Origin of the sequence: Flagellimonas pacifica, assembly GCF_900215465.1 — a bacterium.
Classification (GTDB): Bacteria; Bacteroidota; Bacteroidia; order Flavobacteriales; family Flavobacteriaceae; genus Flagellimonas; species Flagellimonas pacifica.
In genome coordinates, this window is the sequence record NZ_OBEH01000008.1 from 105,469 (window position 1) to 126,892 (window position 21,424).

Consider the following 21,424-nt stretch of genomic DNA (forward strand, 5'->3'; position numbering starts at 1 on the left):
TGAACATTGAATAAATTCAAATCCCACTTCAAGTTCAATAAGCAAGAACAGAGTGGGATTTTCTCTTTGTTGCTCCTTATTGTTATGCTGCAAGGTGTATACTTTTACATCAAAGCAAGACCTTTTAGCAAAAACCAGGTAGTTACGGTCAATACTGCCATACAATCCCAATTGGACAGTCTTCGACTTCTTGCTTTGCAAAATGATTCTTCTAAGATTTTTTCCTTCAATCCAAATTATATAACTGACTATAAAGCCTACACCTTGGGAATGTCGGCAACGGAACTTGATAAGTTGTTAGCATATAGAGAAACTGGAAGGTTTGTAAACTCTGCGGAGGAGTTTCAACAAGTAACCCGAGTGTCTGATTCTTTATTGATGGTAATCTCACCTTCTTTTAAATTTCCAGAATGGACCAAAAGGAAAAAAACAACCAAAGTTTCTGCTAAGATTGGACCTGAAAAGACTTTTGAAAGAAAGGATTTGAATTTAGCCACAGCGGATGACCTAAAATCTATTAAAGGCATTGGGGAAAAGCTTTCTGAACGAATCATAAAATTTAGGGATAGATTAGGTGGGTTTTTAGTTGACGAACAATTATACGATGTTTATGGATTGGAACAGGAAGTTGTAAAAAGAGCTCTAAGAAAGTTTAGAGTCAATCAACCTCCTTCAATCCAAAAAATCAATATTAACCAAGCAACAGTTGAAGAATTAGCACGTTTGGTTTATATCAATCGAAATTTAGCTGAAAAGATAATCTCCTTTCGGGAGCTTAATGGAACATTTGATTCTTTGGATAAATTACGGAATGTGGAGTCTTTTCCAGCAGAAAGGATTGATAGAATTAAGCTATATTTGACCCTATAAAATTGTACTGATGGTAACGGATACTTTGTCCACAATGAACTTTGATTATTCAGAGACCCAAAAGATGGTTGCTGAGTCTGCTAGAGAGTTTGCACAACAATATATTGCTCCCCATGTGTTGGATTGGGATGAATCACAGACTTTTCCTTTAGAAGTGTTTAAGAAAGCCGGTGAACTCGGGTTTATGGGCGTTTTGGTTCCGGAGGAACTGGGAGGTTCTGGATTGGGATACCATGAATACATTGCTATTTTAGAAGAGATTTCAAAAGTAGATCCGGCCATTGGTCTTTCCGTAGCTGCGCATAATTCATTGTGCACCAATCATATATTGTCATTTGGCAATGAAGAGCAAAAACAACGTTGGATTCCTAAATTGGCAACAGCTGAATGGATAGGTGCTTGGGGACTTACAGAACATAACACGGGGTCGGATGCTGGAGGAATGAATACTACGGCGGTTAAAGACGGAGATTCATGGGTTTTGAATGGAGCTAAGAATTTTATTACCCATGGAAAGAGCGGTGATATTGCCGTAGTGATTGCCCGGACAGGGGAAAAGGGTGATAGCCATGGAATGACTGCTTTTGTTATTGAAAAAGGAACTCCTGGATTTTCAAGTGGCAAAAAAGAAGATAAACTAGGAATGAGGGCCAGTGAAACAGCTGAACTCATCTTTTCAGATTGTAGAATTCCAGATGAAAACCGTTTGGGCGAAGTAGGAGACGGTTTTATTCAATCCATGAAGGTCTTGGATGGTGGGAGAATTTCTATTGGAGCACTTTCATTGGGTGTCTCCAAAGGAGCCTATAAAGCAGCCCTTAAATATTCCAAAGAACGCGTTCAGTTTGGTAAACCTATTAGTGAGTTTCAGGGAATATCATTTAAACTGGCTGACATGGCCACGGAAATTGAAGCTTCTGAGTTGTTGTTACACAAGGCGGCTTTTTTAAAGAATGCTGGTAAGCCAATGACCAAACTAGGAGCAATGTGTAAAATGTATGCTTCAGAAGTATGTGTCAAGATTGCTAATGATGCGGTGCAAATACATGGCGGATATGGTTATACCAAAGATTTTCCAGTTGAAAAATTTTACCGTGATGCTAAGTTGTGCACCATAGGTGAAGGCACAACTGAAATACAAAAAGTAGTAATTTCAAGAAATATTCTAAAGTAATTTGTGCATTACTATTTAATACTTGTATATTTGCACACCAAAATTTAAAAGAGAGGAGGTTGTAGCCCATGTTAATAATACCAGTAAAAGAAGGAGAAAACATCGATAGAGCTCTAAAGCGTTTCAAACGTAAGTTTGATAAGACCGGCACCATGCGCCAGTTGAGAAAAAGGCAGCAGTTTACTAAGCCTTCAGTAAAGCGCAGAGCAGAAATACAAAAAGCTCAATATATACAAGGACTTAGAGATCAGGAGGAAATTTAAGATTCTTGAACAAAGAAAAAAAATCCCGTTGCAATTGTTTTGCAACGGGATTTTTGTTTTTATATCTATTGTTAGGGATTTGGGTAACTTTGAATAATGTCTTTATCAGCGTTCATAACATATTTAAGGTTGGAGAAAAACTACTCTGTGCACACAGTCAATGCATATGAAAAAGACATCGATGCCTTTTCAGTATTCTGTAAAGATGATTATGAAATGGATTCTATAGATAATATGGAGTATTCCATTGTTAGAAGTTGGATTGTTCTTTTGGTTGACAAAGGAATTTCAAATAGAACGATAAACAGAAAAATTTCTTCATTAAAAGCCTACTATAGGTTTCTGCAAAAAATAGGTCAAATAAAAGCTTCGCCCTTAGCGAAACACAAAGCTCTTAAAACGAACAAGAATGTTGAAGTGCCATTTTCTGAAATGGAAATGGAAAAGATATTACTGGAGATACCATTTGATAATGATTTTGAGGGAGTGCGGGACAGACTCATTATAGAAATGTTATATGCAACTGGTGTACGTAGAGCAGAATTGGTAAATCTAAGGTTGAATGATGTTTATGGTTCCAATAATACCTTGAAAGTTTTGGGGAAAAGAAATAAGGAACGTATACTCCCCTTACTGCCATCCACAAAAGCTTTGTTGGAAACATATATGTTATCTCGCTCTAACCTAGAAAAGTTGAAGGATACTGAATACCTTTTTTTGACGAAAGGAGGTCTTAAAATTTACGAAACACTTGTTTATCGCATCATAAATAAGTATTTTAGTTTGGTGTCCCCTAAGGTTAAAAAGAGCCCACATATATTAAGGCACACCTTTGCAACACACCTGCTTAATAGGGGAGCGGATTTAAATTCCGTTAAGGAATTATTGGGTCATTCGAGTTTGGCTTCTACACAAGTGTATACACATAACAGTATAGCCGAGCTAAAAAAAGTTCACCTCAAGGCCCATCCCAGAAATAAGAAACAATAAGTTTCTTGTAATGTTTAATCTTGTTGCAATCTAGCAACCTAAAAACTATACTTTATGAAAGTAAATGCACAATCGGTAAATTTTGTAGCTGATACCAAGCTTATTGATTTTATTCAAAAACGAATGGATAAACTAGAGCTTTTTTATGATAAGGTCATCGGTTCCGATGTTTATTTAAAAGTGGAAAACACAAGTGCAAAAGAAAATAAGATAGTGGAAATTAAGCTGTTGGTGCCTCGAGATAAACTCATTGTAAAAAAGCAATGTAAATCTTTTGAGGAGGCAGTGGATTCTGCTTGTAGTTCCCTTGAAAGACAATTGGTAAAAAGGAAAGAAAAATTAAGAGCAAAAGCTTGATGAAAATTTTTGCAATTTTATTTTGATTAAATAAATAAATATATACATTTGCAGTCCGTTAGAAATAGCGGACTTTTTTTGTGTAAAAAAGGGCGTAAATGCCGATGTAGCTCAGCTGGCTAGAGCAGCTGATTTGTAATCAGCAGGTCGTGGGTTCGAGTCCCTCCATCGGCTCGTAACATATTGAAAATAAGGCGGGGAGATACTCAAGCGGCCAACGAGGGCAGACTGTAAATCTGCTGACTATGTCTTCGCAGGTTCGAATCCTGCTCTCCCCACAAACAAACTTTTGAAGAAAGGTTTGTTTTTGAGAGTTTTTTTGAAATATTGAAATGTTTTGGGTTTTTGCCCAAAAAAAATGCGGGAGTAGCTCAGTTGGTAGAGCGTCAGCCTTCCAAGCTGAATGTCGCCGGTTCGAACCCGGTCTCCCGCTCTAAAGTCATCCTTGCGAAAGCAGGAATCTCTTCCAAAATTTATGGGAGAACTATTTTAAAGTAGTTGATTCAGCACTTTACGCCGGTGTAGCTCAGGGGTAGAGCGTTTCCTTGGTAAGGAAGAGGTCACGAGTTCAAATCTCGTCATTGGCTCAAAACGATTTGTACACTAATATAAACTAAGATTAAAATTATTTAAAATGGCAAAGGAAACTTTTGATCGTTCCAAACCGCACTTAAATATTGGTACTATTGGCCACGTGGATCACGGAAAAACTACGTTGACCGCTGCTATTACTACCGTATTGGCTAATGCGGGATTGTCAGAGCTTAGAAGCTTTGATTCTATTGATAATGCCCCTGAGGAAAAAGAAAGAGGTATTACCATAAACACTTCTCACGTAGAGTACCAAACTCAGAACCGTCACTACGCTCATGTTGACTGTCCAGGTCACGCGGATTACGTAAAGAACATGGTTACTGGTGCTGCTCAGATGGACGGTGCTATCTTGGTTGTTGCTGCAACTGATGGACCTATGCCGCAAACTCGTGAGCATATCCTTTTGGGTCGTCAGGTTGGTATTCCAAGAATCGTTGTTTTCTTGAACAAAGTTGACATGGTTGATGATGAGGAGCTTTTGGAGCTTGTTGAAATGGAAGTAAGAGAATTGCTTTCTTTCTATGAGTACGATGGTGACAACGGGCCTGTTATTTCTGGTTCTGCTCTTGGCGCACTTAACGGTGAGCAAAAATGGGTTGATACGGTAATGGAGTTGATGGCTGCTGTTGATGAGTGGATTGAGCTTCCAAAAAGAGATGTTGATAAAGATTTCTTGATGCCTGTTGAAGATGTATTCACGATTACTGGTCGTGGTACTGTTGCTACAGGACGTATCGAAACTGGTGTTGCCAATACCGGCGATGCTGTTGATATTATTGGTATGGGAGCTGAGAAATTGGCTTCAACAATTACAGGAGTTGAGATGTTCCGTAAGATTTTGGATAGAGGTGAAGCTGGTGATAACGTAGGTATCCTTTTGAGAGGTATAGAAAAATCTGACATCAAAAGAGGTATGGTAATCTGTAAGCCAGGTTCCGTTAAGCCACATGCTAAGTTCAAGGCTGAGGTATATATCCTTAAAAAAGAAGAAGGTGGTCGTCACACGCCATTCCACAATAACTACCGTCCACAGTTCTACGTGCGTACAACTGATGTAACTGGAAACATTGCGCTTCCTGATGGAGTTGAAATGGTTATGCCTGGTGATAACTTGACCATTACAGTTGATTTGATTCAGCCAATCGCATTGAGCGTTGGTCTACGTTTCGCTATCCGTGAGGGTGGTAGAACAGTAGGTGCTGGTCAGGTTACTGAGATTTTAGATTAATCATTTTACAATAAATATTGCACTAAAGGGTGTTCCGTTTTATGCGGAATACCTTTCAGTGTAAATATAAACGGGTGTGGTTCATCTCTGAAAATTTGAGGTGGTGAGGATACCAAATTTTACGGGCGTAGCTCAGTTGGTAGAGCACTGGTCTCCAAAACCAGGTGTCGGGAGTTCGAGCCTCTCCGCCCGTGCAGGAAAATACAATATACTATGTTCACATACGTAAAAGAATCATTTGAAGAGTTAAAAAGCAATGTTACTTGGCTGAACAGGGAAAGAGCTTCCAATCTTATGGTTGTAGTAGCTGTTTTTTCAATCTTGTTTGCTTTGGCAACTTGGGGTGTTGACTCCCTTTTTAGTAAATTGATTCGATTGTATTTTGATAACGTAATAGGGTAGTTAGGATATGTCTGAGGTTCTGGAGAAAAAATGGTATGTAGTTAGGGCTGTTAGTGGTCAAGAAAACAAAATCAAAGGCTACATTGAGAGTGAAGTGGAGCGTAATGGTTTTGGTGATTACCTTGAAGAGGTTCTAGTGCCTACCGAAAAAGTTGTACAGATCCGTAATGGGAAGAAAATAAACAAAGAAAGAGTTTACTTTCCTGGATATATAATGATAAAAGCCAATTTGGGTGGAGAAATGATTCATATTATACGCTCCATTACAAATGTTATTGGGTTTTTAGGTGAAACCAAAGGAGGGGATCCTGTTCCTTTAAGGAAATCAGAGGTGAACCGCATGTTAGGAAAAGTGGATGAGCTTGCTGTGAATACGGATAACGTGGCAATTCCATTTGTATTGGGTGAAACCGTAAAAGTTATTGATGGTCCTTTCAATGGTTTCAATGGAACTGTTGAGAAAATCAATGAGGAAAAGCGTAAGCTAGAGGTGATGGTTAAAATTTTCGGAAGAAAAACTCCGTTGGAACTCAGTTATATGCAGGTAGAAAAAGTTTAAGAAGAGCTGTTACATATAAAAAGTTGTGTTGCTTCCAATGACACACTTTACATTTTAATTAAAAACAATGGCAAAAGAAGTAGATAAGGTAGTTAAATTACAAGTTAGGGGAGGTGCTGCGAATCCATCGCCACCGGTTGGACCCGCCTTAGGTGCTGCCGGTGTTAACATCATGGAGTTCTGTAAGCAGTTTAATGCTCGTACACAGGACAAGCCAGGTAAAGTTTTACCTGTTGTTATCACCGTTTACAAAGACAAATCTTTCGAGTTTGTTGTAAAGACACCACCAGCGGCAGTTCAATTGATGGAAGCAGCTAAGATTAAAAAAGGATCTGGCGAACCTAACAGAGTTAAAAATGGTTCTGTATCCTGGGATCAAGTAAAGCAAATCGCTGAGGACAAAATGGTCGATTTGAATGCTTTTACGGTAGAGTCTGCAATGAGTATGGTTGCAGGTACTGCTAGATCTATGGGTTTAAAAGTAGCAGGCAAGAGACCTTTTTAAAATCTTAAAGCAATTTATAATGGCAAGATTGACTAAAAAGCAAAAAGAAGCCCAAGCCAAAATAGATAGAAACAAACTCTATTCTTTGGATGAGGCGTCAGCTTTGATAAAAGAAATAACCAATGTGAAATTTGACGCTTCCATTGATTTGGCGGTTCGTTTGGGTGTAGATCCAAGAAAAGCAAATCAAATGGTGCGTGGCGTTGTTACCCTTCCACACGGAACAGGTAAGGATGTTAAAGTTTTGGCATTGGTGACACCAGACAAAGAGGCAGAAGCTAAAGAAGCAGGTGCTGATTTTGTTGGGTTGGACGAATATTTGGATAAAATTAAAGGCGGTTGGACCGATGTGGATGTAATCATCACTATACCAAGCGTTATGGGTAAATTAGGGCCACTCGGTAGAGTTTTGGGTCCTAGAGGTTTAATGCCCAATCCAAAGACTGGTACAGTAACTATGGATGTTGCAAAAGCAGTATCTGAAGTGAAAGCTGGTAAGATTGATTTTAAAGTGGACAAAACAGGTATAGTACACGCAGCTATAGGGAAAGCTTCTTTTTCTGCGGATAAAATTGCTGGCAATGCCAAAGAGTTGTTAGATACTTTGGTAAGAATGAAACCAGCAGCAGCAAAAGGTGTTTATATGAAAAGCATCTATTTGTCAAGTACCATGAGTCCTAGTGTTCAATTAGATCCAAAGGCAGTTTCGTAACTGGTGGTTCAATATTTTTAATTATGACAAGAGAAGAAAAAGCAATCGTAATAGAAGATTTGACTGCACAGTTGGCTGATAACGCTAATATTTATTTGGCGGATATATCAGGATTGGATGCAACAACCACTTCTAACCTTAGAAGAGCTTGTTTTAAAGCCAATATCAAACTTGCAGTTGTTAAGAACACTTTGCTTGCAAAAGCAATGGAAGCTTCTGATAAGGAGTTCGGTGAACTTCCCGATGTTTTAAAAGGAAATACATCTTTGATGTTGTCCGAAACAGGGAACGCACCTGCGAAACTTATCAAAAATTTCAGAAAAAAATCAGATAAACCCGTACTAAAGGGAGCTTTTATAGCAGAAGCTGTCTATGTAGGTGATGAAAACCTTGATGCACTTGTAAATATCAAGTCCAAAGAGGAAGTTATTGGGGATATTATCGGATTGTTACAATCACCAGCCAAGAATGTTATTTCTGGACTTAAATCTGGTGGCGGTAAACTGGCGGGAATCCTTAAGACATTATCTGAGAAAGAATAATTCGCGCACAATAAACTAAGTATATTTTAAAAATTTGATTAAACGATAGAAAAATGGCAGATTTAAAAGATTTTGCAGAACAGTTGGTAAACCTTACAGTAAAAGAGGTAAATGAGTTGGCCGACATATTAAAAGAAGAATACGGTATTGAGCCTGCTGCTGCTGCAGTAGCTGTTGCTGGCGGTGCTGCTGGTGGTGGTGAAGCTGAAGCTGCTGAGGAAAAATCAGAATTTGATGTAATCCTTAAAGCTGCTGGTGGTTCTAAGTTAGCAGTTGTAAAACTAGTTAAGGAATTGACTGGCCTAGGATTGAAAGATGCTAAAGACATCGTTGACAGCGCTCCAAAAGCTGTTAAAGAAGGTGTCGCCAAAGATGAGGCAGAAGGTATCAAAAAATCATTGGAAGAAGCAGGAGCAGAAGTTGAGCTTAAATAGTAGCTTTTACCATACAAATTTGGTTAAGGTCTTTCCATTATAATGGTTAGGCCTTAGCCTATTTTAATGAGGAGTGTATAAAGTCATGCACCACCCACAGTAATATTTCACGATCAAAATTTGTCCATTGATGTTCACAAACAATACTGAAAGAGTAAATTTCGCATCCGCTAAGAACATACCGGAATACCCGGATTTCTTGGACATTCAGATTAAATCGTTTCAGGACTTTTTTCAGCTTGAAACAAAATCTGACGAAAGAGGAAATGAAGGTCTCTACAACACCTTCATGGAAAATTTTCCCATTACAGACACTAGAAACCAGTTTGTACTCGAATTTCTAGACTATTTTATAGATCCACCAAGATATTCCATCCAGGAATGTATTGAACGTGGACTTACTTATAGCGTTCCGTTAAAGGCACGACTAAAATTATATTGTACCGATCCGGAGCACGAAGATTTCGAGACCATAGTACAAGATGTGTACTTGGGTACCATTCCATATATGACCCCAAGTGGAACCTTTGTGATCAATGGAGCAGAAAGGGTAGTAGTTTCCCAGCTGCACAGATCGCCAGGGGTTTTCTTTGGACAATCTTTCCATGCGAACGGTACAAAGCTATATTCAGCCAGGGTAATTCCTTTTAAAGGATCTTGGATTGAATTTGCAACAGATATCAATGGCGTTATGTACGCTTACATTGATAGAAAGAAAAAATTACCGGTTACCACACTTTTCCGAGCTATCGGATTTGAAAGAGACAAGGATATTTTGGAAATCTTTGACCTTTCAGAAGAAGTGAAGGTTTCAAAAGCCGGATTGAAAAAAGTATTGGGACGCAAATTAGCTGCTAGGGTATTGAACACTTGGCATGAGGATTTTGTGGATGAAGATACCGGAGAGGTTGTTTCTATTGAAAGAAACGAGATCATCCTGGATCGTGATACCGTTCTTGAAAAAGAACATGTGGATGAAATTATTGATGCTGATGTGAAGACCATTCTACTTCACAAGGAGAACAATGCGCAATCTGATTACGCAATTATCCATAATACATTACAAAAAGACCCTACCAACTCAGAAAAAGAAGCGGTAGAACATATCTATAGACAATTGCGTAATGCTGAGCCGCCAGATGAAGAAACGGCACGCGGTATTATCGACAAATTGTTCTTCTCCGATCAACGTTACAACTTAGGTGAAGTTGGTCGTTACAGAATGAACAAAAAGTTACAGTTGGATATTGGAATGGACAAGCAAGTCTTGACCAAAGAAGATATCATCACCATTATCAAGTACTTAATTGAGTTGATTAACTCTAAAGCAGAGATTGATGATATCGATCACTTATCCAACCGTCGTGTAAGAACCGTTGGTGAGCAGTTGTCATCTCAGTTTGGTGTAGGTTTGGCACGTATGGCACGTACCATTCGTGAGCGTATGAACGTTCGTGACAATGAGGTATTTACCCCAATCGATTTGATTAATGCCAAGACTTTGTCTTCAGTTATCAATTCATTCTTTGGTACAAACCAGCTATCTCAGTTCATGGATCAAACCAATCCATTGGCAGAGATTACGCATAAAAGAAGATTGTCCGCACTTGGACCTGGGGGTCTTTCTCGTGAAAGAGCAGGTTTTGAGGTACGTGATGTTCATTATACGCACTACGGAAGACTTTGTCCTATTGAAACTCCTGAAGGACCAAACATTGGTTTGATTTCTTCACTTTCAGTATTTGCCAAGGTTAATCCAATGGGCTTCTTGGAAACACCATACCGCAAAGTGGAAAACGGTGTTGTAAATACCAAGGAGTATACGTATTTAAGTGCTGAGGAAGAAGAAGGAATGAAGATTTCCCAGGCTAACATCCCAATGGATGCCAAAGGGAAAATTGAAGATGATAAGGTAATTGCACGTGAAGAAGGTGATTTCCCAGTAGTTGACCCATCTGAGGTGAACTATACGGATGTTGCCCCTAACCAGATTGCTTCCATATCGGCTTCCTTGATTCCTTTCTTGGAGCATGATGATGCAAACAGGGCTTTGATGGGGTCAAACATGATGCGTCAGGCAGTTCCTTTGTTAAAACCACAATCTCCAATTGTAGGTACAGGTTTGGAAAAGCAAGTAGCTACGGATTCCAGAGTATTGATCAATGCAGAAGGAGATGGAGTTGTTGAGTATGTTGATGCGCAGAAGATTACCATTAAATATACTAGGTCCGAAGAGGCGCGATTGGTGAGTTTTGAAGAAGATTCCAAGACCTACAACCTGGTGAAGTTTAGAAAAACAAACCAGGGAACAAGTATTAACCTAAAACCAATTGTTAGAAAAGGTGACAAGGTTAAGAATGGTCAGGTACTTTGTGAAGGTTATGCCACAGAGAAAGGTGAATTGGCACTAGGTAGAAACATGAAGGTGGCATTTATGCCATGGAAAGGGTACAACTTTGAGGATGCAATCGTAATCTCTGAAAAAGTAGTGCGTGAAGATATCTTTACCTCTATCCATATTGATGAATATGCATTGGAAGTAAGGGATACCAAATTAGGGGCTGAAGAACTTACAAATGATATACCAAACGTTTCAGAAGAAGCCACTAAGGATTTGGATGAATATGGTATGATCCGTATTGGTGCAGAAGTAAAACCTGGTGATATTTTAATTGGTAAGATTACGCCAAAAGGTGAATCTGACCCAACACCGGAAGAAAAATTACTTCGCGCCATCTTTGGAGATAAAGCAGGTGATGTAAAAGATGCATCGCTTAAAGCATCTCCATCATTGAGAGGTGTGGTTATCGATAAGAAATTGTTCTCACGTTCTATAAAAGATAAGAGAAAACGTTCTGAAGATAAAGAGGCCATCACCAGATTGGAAATGGATTATGAAGTGAAGTTCCAGCAATTGAAAGATGTTTTGATTGAAAAACTCTTTGGATTGATCAATGGTAAAACTTCTCAAGGTGTAATCAATGATTTAGGTGAAGAAGTACTCCCAAAAGGAAAGAAATACACCATTAAAATGTTGAATGCTGTTGACGATTTTGCTCACTTGGTGGGTGGAAGTTGGACAACGGATGACAAAACCAATGCTTTGGTTGCTGACTTGCTGCACAACTATAAAATTAAGTTGAACGACATTCAAGGTAACCTTAGAAGAGATAAGTTTACGATTTCTGTTGGTGATGAACTTCCTGCTGGAATCATGAAGTTGGCCAAGGTCTATATTGCTAAAAAGCGTAAGCTTAAAGTTGGTGATAAAATGGCAGGTCGTCACGGAAACAAAGGTATTGTTGCCCGTATCGTTCGTCAAGAAGATATGCCATTCTTGGAAGATGGAACACCGGTGGACATTGTATTAAATCCACTTGGGGTACCATCCCGTATGAACATTGGTCAGATTTACGAAACTGTTCTTGGTTGGGCAGGTTTGAAACTGGGCAGAAAATACGGAACTCCAATTTTTGATGGAGCTACCTTGGATCAAATCAATGAATATACTGATGAAGCCGGTGTACCAAGATTTGGACACACGCATTTGTATGACGGTGGAACAGGAAAACGCTTTGATCAGGCAGCAACAGTTGGTGTAATCTACATGTTGAAATTAGGACACATGGTAGATGACAAGATGCACGCTAGATCCATTGGACCATACTCGTTGATCACACAACAACCATTGGGTGGTAAAGCCCAGTTTGGTGGACAGCGTTTTGGTGAAATGGAGGTTTGGGCACTTGAAGCATATGGAGCATCATCGACCCTACGTGAAATATTGACCGTTAAATCGGATGATGTTATCGGAAGGGCCAAGACCTATGAGTCCATTGTTAAAGGTGAGACCATGCCAGAACCTGGATTGCCAGAATCTTTCAACGTATTGATGCACGAACTTAAGGGATTAGGTTTGGATATCAGATTGGAAGAGTAGAACACTATTGAATAGCATTTTTAATTATATCATCTCCATATTGTTATGGCTAGAATAAAAGATAATAACGCACCAAAAAGGTTTGACAAAATTTCCATAGGACTGGCATCGCCAGAATCTATATTGGCTGAGTCTAGGGGTGAAGTTTTAAAACCTGAAACCATTAACTACAGAACGCACAAGCCTGAACGTGATGGATTGTTCTGCGAACGTATTTTTGGTCCTGTAAAGGATTATGAATGTGCTTGTGGAAAATATAAACGTATCCGTTACCGTGGTATTGTTTGTGACCGTTGTGGTGTAGAGGTAACCGAAAAGAAGGTACGTAGAGATCGTGTGGGACACATTAATCTTGTGGTTCCTGTAGCGCATATCTGGTACTTCCGCTCGCTTCCAAATAAAATAGGATACTTATTGGGATTACCTTCCAAGAAGTTGGACATGATCATCTATTATGAAAGATATGTGGTGATTCAACCTGGTATTGCCAAAGGCCCTGAAGGAGAAGAAATCAATAAAATGGATTTCTTGACTGAGGAAGAATACCTGAACATTTTGGAATCCATTCCGGTGGAAAACCAGTATTTGGAAGATACGGACCCTAACAAGTTCGTTGCCAAAATGGGTGCAGAATGTTTAATCGATTTATTGTCTAGAATTGATTTGGAAGAATTGTCCTATCAGTTAAGGCATAAAGCAAATACAGAAACTTCAAAGCAACGTAAGACTGAAGCATTAAAAAGACTTCAAGTTGTTGAGGCACTACGTGAATCTCAAAATAACAGGGAAAACAATCCAGAGTGGATGATCATGAAGGTTGTTCCCGTTATTCCACCAGAATTGCGTCCATTGGTGCCGTTGGATGGTGGTCGTTTTGCCACTTCAGATTTGAACGATCTATACCGTAGGGTAATTATCCGTAACAATCGTTTAAAGCGATTGATGGAGATTAAAGCCCCAGAGGTAATCTTGAGAAATGAGAAACGTATGCTTCAAGAAGCTGTGGATTCTCTTTTTGACAACACAAGAAAAGCTTCAGCGGTAAAAACAGAATCGAACAGACCATTAAAATCCCTTTCAGATTCTTTGAAAGGTAAGCAGGGTCGTTTCCGTCAGAACTTATTGGGTAAACGTGTTGATTACTCCGCTCGTTCTGTAATTGTGGTTGGACCTGAAATGCACCTGTATGAGTGTGGTCTACCAAAAGATATGGCTGCGGAGCTTTACAAACCTTTTGTTATCCGTAAACTTATTGAAAGAGGTATCGTTAAAACGGTAAAATCTGCCAAGAAGATAATAGATAAAAAGGAGCCTGTAGTTTGGGATATTCTGGAAAACGTCCTTAAAGGACATCCAGTATTGTTGAACCGTGCCCCTACGTTGCACAGATTGGGTATACAAGCGTTTCAGCCAAAACTTATTGAAGGAAAGGCTATTCGTTTACACCCATTGGCATGTACGGCATTTAACGCGGATTTTGATGGTGACCAAATGGCAGTACACTTGCCATTGGGACCAGAGGCTATTTTGGAAGCACAATTATTGATGTTGGCTTCACAAAATATCTTGAATCCTGCCAACGGTTCTCCAATTACGGTACCTTCACAGGATATGGTTTTGGGTCTGTACTACATGACCAAGGAAAGAAAATCAACCAAAGAAGTTCCAATTCAAGGAGAAGGATTGACTTTTTACTCTGCTGAAGAAGTGGAAATTGCCTTTAATGAAGGAAAAGTTGATTTGAATGCTGGAATAAAGGTTAGAGCTAAGGATTTTAATGAAGAAGGAGAGCTTGTAAACCAAATCATACCAACAACAGTTGGTCGTGTACTGTTCAACACCGTTGTTCCTGAAGAGGCAGGTTATATTAATGAAGTATTGAACAAAAAGTCGCTGAGAAATATCATTGGAGATATTCTTGCGGTTACTGATGTTCCTGCTACTGCAGCATTCTTGGATAAAATAAAATCCATGGGATATGATTTCGCCTTTAAAGGTGGTCTATCCTTCAGTTTGGGTGATATTATCATCCCACCGGAAAAGCATGATATGATCAATGATGCCAATGAGCAGGTTGATGGTATTATGATGAACTATAACATGGGTCTTATCACCAATAACGAAAGATACAATCAGGTTATTGATGTTTGGACTTCTACCAATGCTATGTTGACCGAATTAGCGATGAAGCGGATTCGTGAAGATCAACAAGGATTCAACTCTGTGTATATGATGTTGGATTCTGGGGCAAGGGGTTCTAAAGAGCAGATTCGTCAGCTTACCGGTATGCGTGGATTGATGGCCAAGCCGAAAAAATCTACCGCTGGTGGTGGAGAGATTATTGAAAACCCAATTCTTTCCAACTTTAAGGAAGGATTATCGATTTTGGAATACTTTATCTCTACTCACGGTGCACGTAAAGGACTTGCGGATACCGCTTTGAAAACTGCGGATGCTGGGTACTTGACAAGACGTTTGGTGGATGTTTCCCAAGACGTGATCATCAATATTGAAGATTGTGGTACGTTGCGTGGAATAGAAGTTCAGGCGCTTAAGAAGAATGAAGAAGTGGTTGAGACACTTGGAGAGAGAATTCTTGGAAGGGTTTCACTGCATGATGTATATAATCCATTGACTGAAGAATTGGTGTTGGCAGCTGGCCAGCAAATTTCTGAGGCTGATGTGAAGAAAGTTGAAGCTTCGCCAATTGATAAAATTGAAGTGCGTTCAGCATTGACGTGTGAGGCTCCAAAAGGAATCTGTGCCAAATGTTATGGTAGAAACCTAGCAACCAATAAAATGGTACAGCGTGGTGAAGCTGTTGGTGTTGTTGCTGCACAGTCCATCGGGGAACCAGGTACACAGTTGACATTGCGTACTTTCCACGTGGGTGGTATTGCAGGTAACATTTCAGAGGATAACAAATTAGAAGTTAAGTTTGACGGTGTAGCGGAAATAGAAGACTTAAGAACAGTTGTAGGTGAGAACAGTGAAGGCGAAAAAGCCAATATTGTAATCTCAAGGACTTCTGAAATTAAGGTTGTTGATGCTACCACAGGTATTACTTTGAGTACAAATAACATTCCTTATGGTTCCCAATTGTTCGTTAAGAACGGTGACAAGATTAAGAAAGGTACTGTTATTTGTCAATGGGATCCATATAACGGGGTAATCGTTTCTGAGTTCCCTGGTCAAATTGCTTACGAAAATATTGAGCAAGGAATTACTTATCAGGTAGAGATTGATGAACAGACCGGTTTTCAGGAAAAAGTAATTTCTGAATCAAGAAACAAGAAACTGATTCCAACCCTATTGATCAAGGATGGTAAAGGTGAAACTTTACGTTCATACAACTTACCAGTTGGTTCACATATTATGGTGGACAATGGTGAGAAGATTAAAGAAGGTAAAATCTTGGTTAAGATTCCACGTAAATCTGCCAAAGCAGGGGATATTACAGGTGGTCTTCCGAGGGTAACCGAGCTTTTTGAAGCACGTAACCCATCCAATCCAGCTGTTGTTTCAGAAATTGATGGTGTTGTTTCCTTCGGAAAAATCAAGCGTGGTAACCGTGAAATCATTATCGAGTCCAAATTAGGCGAGATTAAGAAATACTTGGTGAAACTTTCAAATCAGATTTTGGTACAAGAGAACGATTATGTTCGTGCTGGTATGCCATTGTCTGATGGTTCCATTACTCCAGAGGATATTTTGGCAATCAAAGGTCCATCGGCGGTACAACAATATTTAGTGAACGAAGTACAGGAAGTTTATCGTTTACAAGGTGTAAAAATCAATGATAAGCACTTTGAAGTGGTTGTACGTCAGATGATGCGTAAAGTACGTATTGAGGATTCAGGGGATACTACTTTCTTGGAAAATCAGCTGGTGCACAAGGACGACTTCATCCGTGAGAATGATGAAATCTATGGTAACAAAGTAGTTGAGGACGCAGGAGATTCTGAAAACCTTAAAGCTGGTCAGATTATTTCTGCACGTGCATTAAGAGATGAGAATTCTGTTTTACGTAGAGCGGATAAAGCTTTGGTAACGGCTAGAGATGCTGTTGCTGCTACTGCAACTCCAATCTTGCAAGGTATTACAAGAGCATCGTTGCAGACTAAGTCGTTTATCTCGGCAGCATCATTCCAGGAAACCACTAAGGTGTTGAACGAAGCTGCGGTAAGTGGTAAAGTTGATACTTTGGAAGGATTGAAGGAAAATGTTATCGTTGGACATAAGATTCCTGCCGGTACCGGTATGAGGGATTACGATAGTATCATTGTTGGCTCAAAAGAAGAGTACGATGAAATTATGGCTCGAAAAGAGGAATTCAAATTCTAATAAACAAACCCTGGCAATTGCCAGGGTTTTCTTTTTATATAAAACAGAAATAAACAATGGCTGAAAACAATAAAGATCAAAAGCAGATCAATATAGAACTGGATGAAAAAACCGCAGAAGGGATTTATTCCAACTTGGCTATCATCAATCATTCCGTTTCAGAATTTGTAGTGGATTTTATAAGCATGATGCCTGGTGCGCCAAAAGCTAAAGTTAAGAGCAGAATTGTTTTGACTCCACAGCATGCCAAAAAGTTTTTAAAGGCGTTAAACGATAATGTAGCGCGCTTTGAAAAAGCGCATGGAACTATTAAAGATTATGAGCAGCCTCCTATTCCTTTAAATTTTGGACCTACGGGAGAAGCATAAAGCATTAAAAAAGCCTGACTATTCGGTCAGGCTTTTTTTATTTTATAATTGTTTGTAAAATTTAAGCAAGCCATCCTTTTTGGATACCTTTTTTAGCCAGAAGCAATAACAAAATTGCAATTATAACGGTAACTACGGATAGTATAATTGCGATATTTCCATAAACTTCAACAGCACTGCTCATAAAAATAGAATAGCTAAATTGCGCAATAATCGCAATTAAGGATACCAAAAAAGCGGGTTTGGCCCATTTTTTTCTCAATAATAGGGCAATGCACCCTAAAGTTCCTCCAAAAACAGCAATAGCAAAAGCTGCTGTAACCCATGCTGGTTGAGCTTCAAAAAGTTCTCGTTGGGCCTGGGTCATTTGCTCCAATTGCTCAACACTTGTATAAGCTTGTGATAAATAGTTGAATACTCCGGAAAGATTCCAAAGTAATGCCAAAACACTCACCACCCAGAACCAAACTGGCGGTTTGTTGGTAGAATCTGCAGTCATAATAAATGGTTATTTAGTGATTAACAAGGTATAAAGTACAAAAAATGTTCAAATATGCCTGCTTTTCAACTATTTAGGGGTGAAGCGTAAATGTATAAAATGGAGATTATTCGGTAATTTCTGAAGTAAAACGGAGCTTCACCGATGGATACTTCTGCTGCGTCATTTGAAGTGAGAAAGCCGAATCAGCCAAAAACACTAATTGTTCACGTTTATCCGTTGCCAAAAACTTTTGTTTTACCCTTTTGAATTCTTTGAATTCTTCATTGTTTGGATCATCGGCATCTACCCAACAAGCCTTATATACAGGAAAGTTTTCATAGGTACATTTGGCTCCATATTCATGCTCCAATCGGTATTGGATTACCTCATATTGCAGAGCGCCAACAGTTCCAATCACCTTTCTGCCATTCAATTCCAAGGTGAACAATTGAGCCACACCTTCATCCATCAACTGATCAATACCCTTATAAAGCTGTTTAGCCTTCATTGGGTCAGCATTGTTTATATACCTAAAATGTTCAGGTGAAAAGCTGGGGATTCCCTTGTAATTTAATTTTTCACCATTGGTCAAGGTATCTCCAATTTTAAAATTTCCCGTATCATGAAGCCCTACAATGTCACCCGGATAAGAGATGTCTACAATTTCTTTCTTTTCAGCAAAAAAGGCATTTGGGCTGGAGAATTTTAAATTTTTGTTGTGTCTTACATGCAGATAGGGTTTATTGCGTTCAAAAGTCCCAGATACAATTTTAATAAAAGCCAGGCGATCTCTGTGCTTAGGATCCATATTGGCATGGATTTTAAAGACGAATCCAGAAAAATCTTTTTCATCGGACTTAACCAAGCGTTCTTCAGCCATTTTTGGTCTTGGGGCAGGAGCAATATCAACAAAACAATCCAATAGCTCCCGTACACCAAAATTGTTCAGGGCAGATCCAAAGAAAACAGGTTGCTGACTCCCATTTAAGTATGCCTCTTTATCAAACTGGGGATAAACACCGTTAACAAGTTCTAGGTTATCTCTAAGTTCTTCTGCAGCAGATTCTCCTATAATATTCTCTAGTTCCGAATTTTCTACATCGTTAAAAGCAATGGTCTCTTCAATGTTTTGCTTGCTGTTGCCGCTAAAAAGATTGATGTTCTTTTCGTATATGTTATAGATACCCTTAAAATCATACCCCATTCCAATGGGAAAGCTTAATGGGGTTACCGATAGACCCAATTTTTGTTCAACTTCATCCAGAAGATCAAAAGCATCCTTACCTTCTCGATCCAATTTGTTGATGAAAACAATCATAGGGATATTACGCATGCGACAAACCTCCACTAGTTTTTCGGTTTGTTCCTCCACACCTTTAGCAACGTCAATAACAACAATTACGCTATCTACAGCTGTCAATGTCCTAAAAGTATCCTCGGCAAAATCCTTGTGTCCAGGTGTATCTAAAATGTTGATTTTTTTGTCATTGTAGATAAAAGCAAGAACAGAGGTTGCTACGGAAATTCCTCTTTGGCGTTCAATTTCCATAAAATCACTTGTAGCGGACTTTTTAATCTTGTTGTTCTTTACCGCGCCAGCTTCCTGTATGGCACCACCAAACAGTAATAATTTTTCTGTCAATGTCGTTTTCCCTGCATCGGGATGGGAGATTATCCCAAAAGTTCTACGCCTAGCTATTTCCTGAACAAAATCCATCTACAAAAATTTCGCCAAAAATAGCGTAAATATCCCTTTTAGAACCCATAATAATTCTTAACCCTTATTGTTAATAGAATTGGGAGAAAAAAAGCGAGTTTATGACCCAAGAAAACAAAAAGTAAAGTAATTTTCGTACAGTGGAGTTTTTTTGATTGTTTCCTTTACGGTAATCTTTTTATTAAAACTCAACGTATAAATAATATGGTTGATAATGATGAAGAATTTGCCTTTTGTCGATAAAAATAGGCGATAAACCGTAAATGCTTTAATTATGCCGAAGAAGTTTATTTATCTAAGTTAAATTTACCGGATAAATAATTGCTTTAAACAAGAAAAGCCCCATTTTCTTGCACTTACGAGAACACTGATGCCATGGTGATTAGTTGACCAAAACTATCATTTATGGAAAATTTTACTTTCTTAAATCTTAAGAAAAGGGTTTTATACATTCTTTTTTCGACATTAGGACTTGTCGTTTATCTAACAATGACCTCGTTTGATAAACCATCTCCCAATTTGAATTTAGAAACTTTCCTTTTTACGGATACCGATCAGGACGGTGTGCCTGACAACCAGGACATGGATTCGGATAACGATGGAATAATAGATACCGTTGAGGATAAGAATCTAGATGGAGATAATTGCTATTGGACCAATCCTACAGATACCGACGGAGATAAAATTCCGGATTATTTAGATATCGATTCAGATAACGATGGTGTCATAGACAATGTTGAAGCTCATGGAAGAAAAACATACGTTTCACCAAGTTGTATTGATGAGGACGGCAATGGACTTGATGATGCTTATGAAGAAACACCTGGGAGCTGTGGAGGTTTACTGCCGGAAGATACAGACCATGATAATGTTCCGGATTATTTGGATGTAGATTCAGATAATGATGGAATTATAGACAATGTAGAGGCGCAAACAACGGCTGATTTTATTGGTCTATCAGGAAAGGATTATAATGGCAATGGACTTGATGACGCCTACGAAGAATTGGGAGATGGTGTTTGCAATTACAACAGTAAAGAAGCTAAATATAAAGGTACGGATAAGGTTGAACTTTGTCACAAAGAAAAAAAGAGCAGTTACGACAATTCCAAAACTAACTACCATACAATAAGTGTTGCTCCAGCTGCGGTTCAAGCTCATTTGAACCACGGAGATACTTTAGGGGCTTGCGAGGATGTTTGCCCGTTTACTGGAGGACTTGATCCTATTGATACAGATGAGGATAACATACCAGATTATTTAGATATAGATTCTGATGATGACGGAATAATTGATAATGTAGAAGCCCAAAACGTTGGGGATTTCCAAGCGCCAAGCGGCATAGATTCTGATGGAAATGGTTTAGATGACCATTATGAGGAAACTCCAGGCTCATGTGGTGGACTTACACCGATAAATAGTGATACGGATCCTTTGCCGAACTTCAGGGATATTGATTCTGATGATGATGGTATCCCGGACAATGTTGAGGGACAATCCACATCAGGTTATGTTTCTCCAAGCGGACAGGATGATGACAATGATGGATTGGATAATGCATATGAAGGTTCTGGTGATGAAGGTATAAATCCCGCGAACACTGACGATGACGAGATTCCGGATTATCTGGACGATGACAGTGACAATGACCTTGTTGCGGACAACAACGAGGGTAACGACTTCAACTTTGACGGTATTCCCGATCAGACATATACGGGTACTGATACTGACAACGACGGACTTGACGATGGCTACGAGGGCAGTGATGTTAACGATGGCTATGATGTTAATGATGAGATAGACGACCCTGCGAACGACCTGCCGGACACGGACGGTACCGAGGATGTTAACTACCGGGACTTTGACGATGACGGGGATGGCATAGACACCCCTGACGAGGATGTTGACAATGACGGCGACCCGACCAATGATGACAGTGACGAT

The 21,424-nt window shown here is 39.2% G+C and carries 17 protein-coding genes, 5 tRNA genes and 1 pseudogene; 21 read left to right on the forward strand and 2 right to left on the reverse strand.

Features of this window, described 5'->3' with window-relative positions:
- The first annotated feature begins 6 nt into the window (after positions 1-6).
- From CRO15_RS18890 to CRO15_RS18985, 20 genes are all read left to right on the forward strand, one after another.
- On the forward strand, positions 7-870 hold the full coding sequence (locus CRO15_RS18890; protein ID WP_243397026.1) for a ComEA family DNA-binding protein: 864 nt from the start codon (positions 7-9) through the stop codon (positions 868-870).
- A gap of 34 nt (positions 871-904) precedes the next feature.
- Complete coding sequence (locus CRO15_RS18895) at positions 905-2,044, forward strand: acyl-CoA dehydrogenase family protein (RefSeq protein WP_097047448.1); 1,140 nt, start codon at positions 905-907, stop codon at positions 2,042-2,044.
- A gap of 68 nt (positions 2,045-2,112) precedes the next feature.
- Positions 2,113-2,307, forward strand: coding sequence for a 30S ribosomal protein S21 (gene rpsU, locus CRO15_RS18900; RefSeq protein ID WP_073181465.1), 195 nt, complete (start codon positions 2,113-2,115; stop codon positions 2,305-2,307).
- A 96-nt stretch (positions 2,308-2,403) separates the two neighbouring features.
- On the forward strand, positions 2,404-3,297 hold the full coding sequence (locus CRO15_RS18905; protein ID WP_097047421.1) for a tyrosine-type recombinase/integrase: 894 nt from the start codon (positions 2,404-2,406) through the stop codon (positions 3,295-3,297).
- Between the two features lie 54 nt (positions 3,298-3,351).
- Positions 3,352-3,654, forward strand: a complete 303-nt coding sequence (gene hpf / locus CRO15_RS18910) for a ribosome hibernation-promoting factor, HPF/YfiA family (protein ID WP_097047422.1) — start codon at positions 3,352-3,354, stop codon at positions 3,652-3,654.
- 100 nt (positions 3,655-3,754) lie between these two features.
- Positions 3,755-3,828 (forward strand) — tRNA-Thr (locus CRO15_RS18915).
- Positions 3,829-3,850: 22 nt separating this feature from the next.
- Positions 3,851-3,932 (forward strand) — tRNA-Tyr (locus CRO15_RS18920).
- Between the two features lie 82 nt (positions 3,933-4,014).
- Positions 4,015-4,087, forward strand: a tRNA-Gly gene (locus tag CRO15_RS18925).
- A gap of 82 nt (positions 4,088-4,169) precedes the next feature.
- Positions 4,170-4,241: transfer RNA gene (locus CRO15_RS18930), tRNA-Thr, on the forward strand.
- Between the two features lie 47 nt (positions 4,242-4,288).
- A complete protein-coding gene (gene tuf / locus CRO15_RS18935) occupies positions 4,289-5,476 on the forward strand; it encodes an elongation factor Tu (protein WP_097047423.1) in 1,188 nt (395 codons plus the stop codon).
- A gap of 121 nt (positions 5,477-5,597) precedes the next feature.
- Positions 5,598-5,670 (forward strand) — tRNA-Trp (locus CRO15_RS18940).
- Between the two features lie 19 nt (positions 5,671-5,689).
- Positions 5,690-5,878, forward strand: coding sequence for a preprotein translocase subunit SecE (gene secE / locus CRO15_RS18945; RefSeq protein WP_073181473.1), 189 nt, complete (start codon positions 5,690-5,692; stop codon positions 5,876-5,878).
- 7 nt (positions 5,879-5,885) lie between these two features.
- Positions 5,886-6,437, forward strand: a complete 552-nt coding sequence (gene nusG, locus CRO15_RS18950; protein ID WP_097047424.1) for a transcription termination/antitermination protein NusG — start codon at positions 5,886-5,888, stop codon at positions 6,435-6,437.
- A gap of 67 nt (positions 6,438-6,504) precedes the next feature.
- Positions 6,505-6,942, forward strand: a complete 438-nt coding sequence (rplK, locus tag CRO15_RS18955) for a 50S ribosomal protein L11 (protein WP_097047425.1) — start codon at positions 6,505-6,507, stop codon at positions 6,940-6,942.
- 19 nt (positions 6,943-6,961) lie between these two features.
- The gene (gene rplA / locus CRO15_RS18960) at positions 6,962-7,654 is read left to right on the forward strand and encodes a 50S ribosomal protein L1 (protein WP_097047426.1); all 693 of its coding nucleotides are present in this window, start codon (positions 6,962-6,964) and stop codon (positions 7,652-7,654) included.
- Between the two features lie 23 nt (positions 7,655-7,677).
- Positions 7,678-8,196, forward strand: coding sequence for a 50S ribosomal protein L10 (gene rplJ / locus CRO15_RS18965; protein WP_097047427.1), 519 nt, complete (start codon positions 7,678-7,680; stop codon positions 8,194-8,196).
- 53 nt (positions 8,197-8,249) lie between these two features.
- On the forward strand, positions 8,250-8,630 hold the full coding sequence (gene rplL / locus CRO15_RS18970) for a 50S ribosomal protein L7/L12 (protein WP_097047428.1): 381 nt from the start codon (positions 8,250-8,252) through the stop codon (positions 8,628-8,630).
- Positions 8,631-8,760: 130 nt separating this feature from the next.
- Complete coding sequence (rpoB, locus tag CRO15_RS18975; protein WP_097047429.1) at positions 8,761-12,570, forward strand: DNA-directed RNA polymerase subunit beta; 3,810 nt, start codon at positions 8,761-8,763, stop codon at positions 12,568-12,570.
- 45 nt (positions 12,571-12,615) lie between these two features.
- Positions 12,616-16,914 (forward strand): DNA-directed RNA polymerase subunit beta', encoded by a 4,299-nt coding sequence (gene rpoC, locus CRO15_RS18980; protein ID WP_097047430.1) that lies wholly within the window; start codon positions 12,616-12,618, stop codon positions 16,912-16,914.
- A gap of 56 nt (positions 16,915-16,970) precedes the next feature.
- The gene (locus CRO15_RS18985) at positions 16,971-17,282 is read left to right on the forward strand and encodes a DUF3467 domain-containing protein (protein WP_097047431.1); all 312 of its coding nucleotides are present in this window, start codon (positions 16,971-16,973) and stop codon (positions 17,280-17,282) included.
- A 61-nt stretch (positions 17,283-17,343) separates the two neighbouring features.
- Here CRO15_RS18985 and CRO15_RS18990 read toward each other — a convergent pair whose 3' ends face one another.
- Positions 17,344-17,781, reverse strand: coding sequence for a hypothetical protein (locus tag CRO15_RS18990; RefSeq protein ID WP_097047432.1), 438 nt, complete (start codon positions 17,779-17,781; stop codon positions 17,344-17,346).
- A gap of 106 nt (positions 17,782-17,887) precedes the next feature.
- Positions 17,888-19,480 (reverse strand): peptide chain release factor 3, encoded by a 1,593-nt coding sequence (locus tag CRO15_RS18995; protein ID WP_097047433.1) that lies wholly within the window; start codon positions 19,478-19,480, stop codon positions 17,888-17,890.
- Between the two features lie 489 nt (positions 19,481-19,969).
- On the opposite strand from CRO15_RS18995, the pseudogene CRO15_RS19825 reads away from it, so the two are divergent.
- A pseudogene (locus tag CRO15_RS19825) lies at positions 19,970-21,424 on the forward strand (gliding motility-associated C-terminal domain-containing protein); the annotation flags it as partial.